10 protein-coding genes and 1 pseudogene are annotated in these 7,455 nt (G+C 63.4%); 8 read left to right on the top strand and 3 right to left on the bottom strand.

Annotated elements, in window-relative coordinates; translation table 11 throughout:
• Nucleotides 1–266 precede the first annotated feature (266 nt).
• Nucleotides 267–470, bottom strand: a complete 204-nt coding sequence (locus ASE66_RS08990) for a hypothetical protein (RefSeq protein WP_057189290.1) — start codon at nt 468–470, stop codon at nt 267–269.
• 36 nt (nt 471–506) lie between these two features.
• Between ASE66_RS08990 and ASE66_RS33945 the strand changes: the two genes are divergently transcribed.
• From ASE66_RS33945 to ASE66_RS08970, 5 genes are all read left to right on the top strand, one after another.
• On the top strand, nt 507–860 hold the full coding sequence (locus ASE66_RS33945; protein ID WP_057189289.1) for a helix-turn-helix domain-containing protein: 354 nt from the start codon (nt 507–509) through the stop codon (nt 858–860).
• 157 nt (nt 861–1,017) lie between these two features.
• Complete coding sequence (locus ASE66_RS08980) at nt 1,018–1,296, top strand: hypothetical protein (protein WP_057189288.1); 279 nt, start codon at nt 1,018–1,020, stop codon at nt 1,294–1,296.
• 145 nt (nt 1,297–1,441) lie between these two features.
• Nucleotides 1,442–2,161: a Crp/Fnr family transcriptional regulator gene (locus ASE66_RS08975; RefSeq protein WP_057189287.1), complete on the top strand. Its 720-nt coding sequence runs from the start codon at nt 1,442–1,444 to the stop codon at nt 2,159–2,161.
• A complete protein-coding gene (locus ASE66_RS32025) occupies nt 2,148–2,561 on the top strand; it encodes a hypothetical protein (RefSeq protein ID WP_156412082.1) in 414 nt (137 codons plus the stop codon). The genes ASE66_RS08975 and ASE66_RS32025 overlap by 14 nt, the downstream gene beginning before the upstream one ends.
• Nucleotides 2,558–2,797, top strand: a complete 240-nt coding sequence (locus tag ASE66_RS08970; protein WP_057189286.1) for a DUF2171 domain-containing protein — start codon at nt 2,558–2,560, stop codon at nt 2,795–2,797. Before ASE66_RS32025 ends, ASE66_RS08970 begins: the two co-directional genes overlap by 4 nt.
• Nucleotides 2,798–3,065: 268 nt before the next feature.
• On the opposite strand, the pseudogene ASE66_RS08965 reads toward ASE66_RS08970, so the two are convergent.
• Nucleotides 3,066–3,698, bottom strand: a pseudogene (locus ASE66_RS08965) (UdgX family uracil-DNA binding protein); the annotation flags it as partial.
• A gap of 184 nt (nt 3,699–3,882) precedes the next feature.
• Between ASE66_RS08965 and ASE66_RS08960 the strand changes: the two are divergent.
• The 3 genes from ASE66_RS08960 to ASE66_RS08950 all read left to right on the top strand — a co-directional run bounded on the left by ASE66_RS08960 (nt 3,883) and on the right by ASE66_RS08950 (nt 5,942).
• Complete coding sequence (locus tag ASE66_RS08960; protein WP_156412081.1) at nt 3,883–4,113, top strand: hypothetical protein; 231 nt, start codon at nt 3,883–3,885, stop codon at nt 4,111–4,113.
• 85 nt (nt 4,114–4,198) lie between these two features.
• On the top strand, nt 4,199–5,005 hold the full coding sequence (locus ASE66_RS08955; RefSeq protein WP_244494844.1) for an endonuclease/exonuclease/phosphatase family protein: 807 nt from the start codon (nt 4,199–4,201) through the stop codon (nt 5,003–5,005).
• On the top strand, nt 4,995–5,942 hold the full coding sequence (locus tag ASE66_RS08950; RefSeq protein ID WP_082613307.1) for a lysylphosphatidylglycerol synthase domain-containing protein: 948 nt from the start codon (nt 4,995–4,997) through the stop codon (nt 5,940–5,942). Before ASE66_RS08955 ends, ASE66_RS08950 begins: the two co-directional genes overlap by 11 nt.
• Here ASE66_RS08950 and ASE66_RS08945 read toward each other — a convergent pair.
• A complete protein-coding gene (locus ASE66_RS08945; RefSeq protein WP_162262466.1) occupies nt 5,939–7,297 on the bottom strand; it encodes a phospholipase D-like domain-containing protein in 1,359 nt (452 codons plus the stop codon). The two genes, ASE66_RS08950 and ASE66_RS08945, sit on opposite strands and share 4 nt — an antisense overlap.
• Between the last annotated feature and the right edge of the window lie 158 nt (nt 7,298–7,455).

Genomic DNA, 7,455 nt, shown 5'->3' with positions numbered 1-7,455 from the left:
AACTTCCTCGCAGCCGTCTGCATCGCCGCGACCGTCAGCTACTGGTTGTGAGTCTGGACCCTAATACGAGGTGTGGTTTTCCAAGGGTCTGCCCCTTGGATTTCTAGGGGGGCCTCGGCATCCATCGGACGCTCGCGGGAAGCCTGTCGTGGGCATCCACAACGGCTTGAACGTGATTGCGAGGCCATCCCGCCCCCGCACGATGCGGACGGCGCCTTTCCGCTCTAGTGATACGAGGGTCTGGCGAAGTTGCTGCTCGCCCTTGTTCAGGCCACAGGGGAAATCGGAGTGCCCTCGGCGAGAGACCTGTAGGTGAACCGATAAGCAAGCCGGCCCCATTCGACCGTATGGTCCATGATGTAGGCGAGCATGCTGAACTCGCGGTCGGACAGCTCCGAACGCCAATATCGTGACAGCGCGCCCATCTCCCGAAAGGGAAAGAACCCTCTGGCGCGATGAATGTAGTGCATGCATATTCATTCTAGATAATACTCGGGCAACTGCCAATGAGCGAACTTCTTTCGGAGGTCGAGGGGCGACGTCTCCAAGTCGGACTAAGCCAACGAGCCGTGGCGCGGGCGATCGGGATCTCCCAGCCTCATTACAGCAAGGTCGTCGGTGGCTTAGCGAACCTGCCTAAGGAGCTCGAAGAGCGGCTGGTGGTGTGGCTCCAAGCTCAAGATCGCGGATCGGTGGAGAGGTACGTTGCGGTTGGTGTGGAGGCAGCGAGGATTAGAGAGCTCGCAGCCTCCATTGAGAAGCAGCTCCGCGAGTTAAACCGCTTGTTGGGGGTCGCAAGCACTCCTCGAAGAAGGCGCGTCCCGTCGGCGACGCGGAGCAGGCAGCGTCCGGCGGTTTAGTTGACGGGTCTTCCGACGGCCAGAGTATGCTCTTTTCGCGACGCTCCGCGATGCGTCTGGTGTCTGTTCTGCCCTCGAAGTCTGCGTAATATGCTCTTGGCCACACGGCTTTCGGGCTTCTGCTCACCTACCGCTTCCCGCGGCTGGTGGCGCAGCCATGACCTTGGCCCTCCCCTTGCGCCGGTCCGGCGGCGGACTGTTCGCTCCCGCCGGCTGGGCCGGGCATTTCCTGACCGTCTATTCCTCGAAGGTGTTGGCCTGCCATCAAGCGGCACCTCGACTGCACGACCTCGTCGTGGTGATCGCCACGCTTGTCGCTACCCTTGCCATTGTCTGGCACCGCGTTGGAGCAGCCGTTCCCGGCGTCGGGCTGAAGCCGATGACGCGCAGCATTTTCTATGTCGGGTCGGCGCTGCGCTCGATGGCCTCAGCCTGATCGGAATTGGCTGGGCGGCGCTCGCCGCGATTCTCCTGCGCGCGTGCCAGTAGCATTCGAGTGAAAACGCACCCGAAGCTAACTTAAGTTAGTGCCGGCCGGTGTCTGGTGCGCTCAACTGGTGTTACCAACCTGGAGGCCATCCATGGACGCCATCACGTTGGGGGGAGAGACAATTCAGTGCCGTTCAGCGGCGGATCATTTCCAGTCAGCGGATGAGCATCTGTTCACTGGCGGGGCTCGGGTGAGGCTCGCTCCCGGAGCGATGTTGAATTCCGGCGATATCTTTTTTCCGCTCGATGCGGTCCTCGCCTTGTGCATGAGGCAGGAGCAGGCGCGCTTTCAGATCGGGCTTGCGGGCAAAGGTGACATCGTCGGAATTCACCGACTGCTATTGCCGGGGTTTCCAGCGGTCACTGCCCGCGTCCTGAGTGGAGGCTCCGCTGTCCGAGTACCGGCCGATGCGATCTTTCGCGCGTCCAAGGTGGACCACTCGCTCCACGAGCGGTTGCTGAGGTATGCCTTCCGCTCGACTGCGGGTTTCCTGGCGGAGGCTGCACTGCAGGCGACGCTGATGATCGAGGAGAGGGTGGCGCGCTGGATAGCCCTCTACGGCAAGGCGGTGCAGCGGGACGATCTTGCGATCACCCATCGCGAACTTGCCGAGTTGCTCGGGGTCCGCCGCTCGGGCGTGACCGTGGCGCTGCATGTGCTCGAAGGCGAACGGATCATTCGCTCCCGGCGCGGGCGCCTGCAGGTTCTCGATCGCGACAGGTTGCACGCGACCGGGCGGTGCGGTGACGCCGTCTTGCGCGGCAAGCCGGCGAATGTCGTCCGAAAGGAGACAGCTCATGTCGAGGCTTGAAGGCGGTGGCTATGTGACGGTCGTGCCCTGGTATGATCGCGTCGGCTTTGACGAAATCTGCACCGCAAGCACGGAAGACAGGCCTGACTATGAACGTTGGCGCAGCCAGGCCACACGGGCAGTCGAGACATTATTGCGCCAGGGAAAAGCGATCGAGATCGTAGCCGTGCATCCTGCCGACTATCGCGCCTGGCTTGTCCTGCACGCACATCTGGTCAACCAAGCATCGCGTCAGCGCTTCGTGCGCGAGCTGGCGACCGGCCAGCACCGGTCCGTTCTTTCGCACGAAAGTCTTCGGTCCGGCCGTGCCGGCTCCGTCGACATAGCATGCCGGGTACCTTGCCCGATGCCTTCCGTTTTGTTCGGCGTCACCCCGAAAACAGCGGAGACGCAGCAATGATGCATGTGCAGGACATCCACGAGGGCCTGAAGGTGGTCGGTTCCGATGGAGGCCATGTCGGTTCCGTCGATGCACTGGTCGGTCAGTTGCTCAAACTGAAAAAGAGCGATCCGGCTTCAGGCGGAACCCATCATTTCCTTGACATCGGCCTCATCGCTGAGATCGAGAACGACACGGCCAGACTTCTTGTCACTGCGGACGATGCGAAGCAGCGGTGGTCCGAAGAAAACGACTAGCCTCTCGCCCAGCCGGTCCTGAAGCAACGAATGCTGCTCCCGGAACGAGACATAGAGCATGACGTCCTCGATCCAGCGGCATGGCTTCCCCGCGTCTGCCTTTGGGCAACGGCTCTGCCAAGGCTCCGATAACGCATCACGTCGTCTGATGCTCACGCATATGGCCGTGGTCGGGGCCAGCATAATCGCGATCTATTTCGTTGATCAGCTTGTCGGCTCCTCGCGGGGGACCGGTCGCAGGAGGGCGTCGAGCCTGGCCTCGATTCGGTTATCGCGTCCGTGACAAGCGCCGGATCTGGCGCAGGTCGGCGATGAACGCATCGTAGGCCTCGGCGCGGGCCGCATCACCGGGCTGGCGCAGGATCGAGGACGGATGCACGGTGATGAAGCCGCGGCGCCCCTGGAACTGCGCCTCCCCGCGATTGCGCGAGATCGGCAGGGCTTTGCCCACCAGGGCCAGCACGGCGATTGCCCCGAGCGCCACGGTGATGCGCGGGTCGATGAACTCGAGCTCCTTGTCGAGCCACCGGCGATAATGCCGGACCTCACCGGTCGTGGGACGTTGATGGATCCGCCGCTTGCCGCGCTCGACGAATTTGAAATGCTTCACCGCATTGGTCAGATAGCTTTGGGCCCGGTCGATACCGGCTTCGTCCAGAGCCCGGTCGAGCATGTGGCCCGCCGGCCCGACGAAGGGGCGGCCCTGCCGATCCTCCTGATCGCCGGGTTGCTCGCCGACGAAGGCGATCACCGCCCCCTCCGGCCCTTCTCCCAGCACCGCCTGGGTCGCGCCGGGGACGAGCGGCGCCGAGCCCGCGATGATGGCGTTCAGTGCGTCGAGGCCTGCCACCTCCCGCAGGGCTGGGTCGGCCGCTTGATCTCTTGATGGCATGGCCTGCTCCACCGCTCTGCTTTGAAAACGCGCCAGGTCTGGAAAGGATCACCGGCCGACTGGGGAACCTGTACTCGCGCGATGGGTTGGCCTCGCAGGAGGCAAAGGCATGAAAACGAGACCGAGCGACGCCATTGGAACGGGCCAGGAGATTGCCCTCGCCATGGCGAGGCATTTCCCAAGGCAGGACTGGGTGGCAGAGCTGGCCGAGCGGTCCGGCCGCACCCGGGATACCGTCGAATGGCATCTGCAGCAGGAAATGACCCCTCCGGCGGAGATCGGCGAAGCGGCCGCTGCGATGCGGGCCGCGAACCCCGCTTCAAACGAGAATGATGAGCCGGAGCGCGGCGGCGAATTGATGACCGAGGATGATCTGCCCTTCTCCGGTCTGCCGGGCAATCTCGGCAAGCTGCATCGTGACTGAGACTGAGCAAAATCCAGCGCGGCCAGATGCGCTCGGACTATCAGCTCCTCGCCGATGATGAACTTCGGCCACGCTGCGGCATTAAATGCAGATGACCCGCATCACTCAGCCGTCGATTCAGGTGCCCGTTACCCTTGCGACCTACAATGTCCGCCGCTGTCTCGGCACAGATCGTCGCCTTTCGCCGGAACGCATCGCGGAGGTGATCGCAGATTGTGATGCCGATATCGTTGCGCTGCAGGAGATCGATGTCGGCAGGCTGCGCAGCGGCGGCGTAGATCAGACTCTCCTCATTGCCGACAAGCTCGGCTTCACAAGCCATTTCCACCCAGCTTTGCGGATCGAGGAGGAACAGTACGGCGACGCGGTGCTGACGCGATGCCCGTCCCGTCTCGTCAAGGTCGGCCTCCTGCCAGGGCTGCGCAACCTCTGGCCCTCGGAGCCACGCGGCGCCATCTGGGTCGAGGCGATGGTCGGCGGCGCGAGGTTGCAGGTGATCAACACTCATTTCGGGCTCGGCCGCCGGGAGAGACGAGCACAGGCGGTCGCCCTGCTCGGCGGCGACTGGATCGAACGCTGCCAGCCGCCTTACGCGGTCGTGGGCGACCTGAATTCCTTGCCGCACGGCTCGGTCTATCGCAGCTTCGCAGCACGGCTGAGCGACGCCCATCTCGCTGGAACGCAAGGCAGACCCGCACCCACTTTCCCGTCGCGGCGGCCGATGCTGCGCATCGACCACATCTTCGTCTCCGATGACATCGAGGTCACCAGCGCAGAGGTCGTGCGGTCGCCATTGACCAGAGTTGCATCGGATCATCTGCCGCTGATTGCGCAGCTGCGCATTCCGGCCGAGGGGGACAAGACCGATCTTGTCAATTCACATGAGCGTTGAGGCTACCGAGCAAGATCGACCCGGCCGAAGCTGGCCGGCCATTTTCAGGACGATCTTGGCACTGGCAGCGATCGCGCTCGCGGCGTACCTGCTCTACAGGACCTTGCGCGGTCACAGCTATGCCGAGCTGAGCGAGCTGCTGCGCTCGGCCGCTCCGGCCCGGGTAGCGGCGGCGCTGGGCTTCGCCCTGTGCAGCTACGCCTGCCTGACGTTGTTTGATTTTCTGGCATTGCGATACGCCGGCAAGCCTCTAGCTTACCCGAAAGCGGCCCTGACGTCGTTCACGAGCCTGTCGCTCGGTCACAATATCGGCCTGGCAGCGCTCAGCAGCGGCGCGATCCGCTATCACTTCTATTCGCGATGGGGACTCAGCGCCGGGGACGTCGCCAAGGTGATCCTGTTCTGTGGGATGACCGTCGGCATCGGCCTAGGCACGCTCGCGGCGCTGGCGCTCCTCCTGCGCTCAGACCTTGCCGTGAAGCTGACCGGGCTGCCGGCCGGCACAGTGTTCGCCATGGCCATCGGCCTGGTCATGGCACTGGCGGCCTATCTCGCACTCTGCTTCTTCATGCGTAGGCAATGGCGGATCGGTTCCTGGGAGATTGAATTGCCGAGCCCGCGACTGGCCGTTGCGCAATTTGTTATCGGCCCCCTTAATTTCGCGCTCGTCGCCGCGTGCCTGCATCAGGCCCTGTCGAGCCTGGGCACGGTCTCCTACCTCGATGTCGCTGCCAGCTATGTGCTAGCCAACATCGCCTCGCTCGTCGCTCACGTCCCCGGCGGCCTGGGCGTCATCGAAGCCGTGGTGGCGACGGTATTACCCGGCGCCGGTGTCATCGCCGGGCTGATCATCTTCCGCGCCGTCTACTTTCTGGTGCCGCTGCTCCCCGGCGCCGCGCTCCTGGTTTTTTCCCTGCTATCCAGGCGGAAGGACTAGCGAAACGGCCAAGGCAAGCGGAAAATCCGTACGGGATCCAGAAAGCGCGTCCCTGGCAGCAAGCGGAATGGACTGCCGGACTTGCCGACGTCGAACGGCCTGAGCCCGCGAGGCCTGTGATTAAGCCGATCAACCGCGCGTGCCAGTCCAGCTTCCTTGATCGCGACATCGACATCGCAGGTCGAACAATCGAGATGCTCGGCCAGAAGCCGGTTGCGGATTCCGGCGATGGTCCTGCGATCGGTTGCGCTGCTGGCTTCGATCGCAACGTCGCATTCGGTATCGAGGCCGATCGAGCGATTGTTCAAGTTCGACGAGCCGATCCGGATCGCCCGGTCGTCGACGACGATGAGCTTGGCGTGAACCAGGACCTCGACCTTGCCGCTTCCGCTGGGGACCACCGGGTAGAAGACGCGGAGCCTGCGGAAGCGGTCCACCCGGGCAAGCCGGCGGATCAAGCGATCGCGGTTCTCCGACATGGCGAGACGCTCGAGCAGCCCGTGGGATTCCTGCGTCATCACGATGACGATGTCCGGTCCTTCGGGAGCCTTGAGCCGCCGCGACAACGCCGCGCCGATGATCTTCGCGGTCAGGTATTGCGCTTCGATATAGATCGAACGCTCGGCCGCCATGATCATGTCGAGGGCCTGCGTCGATGACTCGTGAATTTCGTTGCGTCCGGCATAGGCCGGATGGGTCCGTGCTATGGCGACCCCTGCGTCGCGGAAGTCGGGCTCCAGGTCAGCGGGCCATGGCGCGTCACCGAATTGTTTGCGCTGATCCCCCGGTGAGGTGGAGAATTCCCCGGTCGCGCTGTGCCAGCGCTCTGTGGCCATCGTGCATATTGCTGCCGCAGCACGGCCATCGAAGACCATTTGAACATCGTGAACAGGAGGGTACGGTTCGCCCTCGCAGTCGATCCGGCGCGGATCGTCGGCCATATGTTCCGGCGTATCCCAGCGCCGGACGGTGAGATCCATGCCGCCGACAAAGGCGACGGCGCCGTCGATGCAGACGATCTTCTGGTGATGCGAACCATAAAACGGATGCTGCGTGTCGAACTTGAGGTGAATGCGCGGGTGTTGCTGCCAATCGCTGCCAAACATTGCTGGCGCGATGGCACTCGGACCGTGCAGCACGGAGATGCTCCACACCAGGATCTGGACGGAGAGTTGCGGCTCCGCTTCGACCAGCGCGCGGAGCAGCGGGCCTAGAGGTGGTGATTCCTCCTCGCTGGCTTGCGGGCGAAGGCGGATGCGACCGTCGAAATCCCAGCCGATGATGATGATCGACTGCCTCGCCTGGCGAAGGCTACTTTCGAGATGGCGGAAATAGTCGGCGCCGTCGACGAGCACGCTGGCACGCCCTGCCTTGACCACATCGGAGCAATTGCGGCCGGGGCAGAATACTGAAGCCGTGGATCGGAAACGTGCGGGTCGCTGCCAGCGACCGCCCTTCCAGTAAGAGAAAGCGCTCAAGCGCGAAGACAAGCTCATCACGCAGCGCGCAACGT

Origin of the sequence: Allobosea sp. Root483D1 (assembly GCF_001429505.1) — a bacterium.
In the GTDB taxonomy this organism is placed as follows: Bacteria; Pseudomonadota; Alphaproteobacteria; order Rhizobiales; family Beijerinckiaceae; genus Allobosea.
Note: the sequence above shows the minus strand (reverse complement) of the source record. Positions and strands in the feature narration are given on the sequence as shown.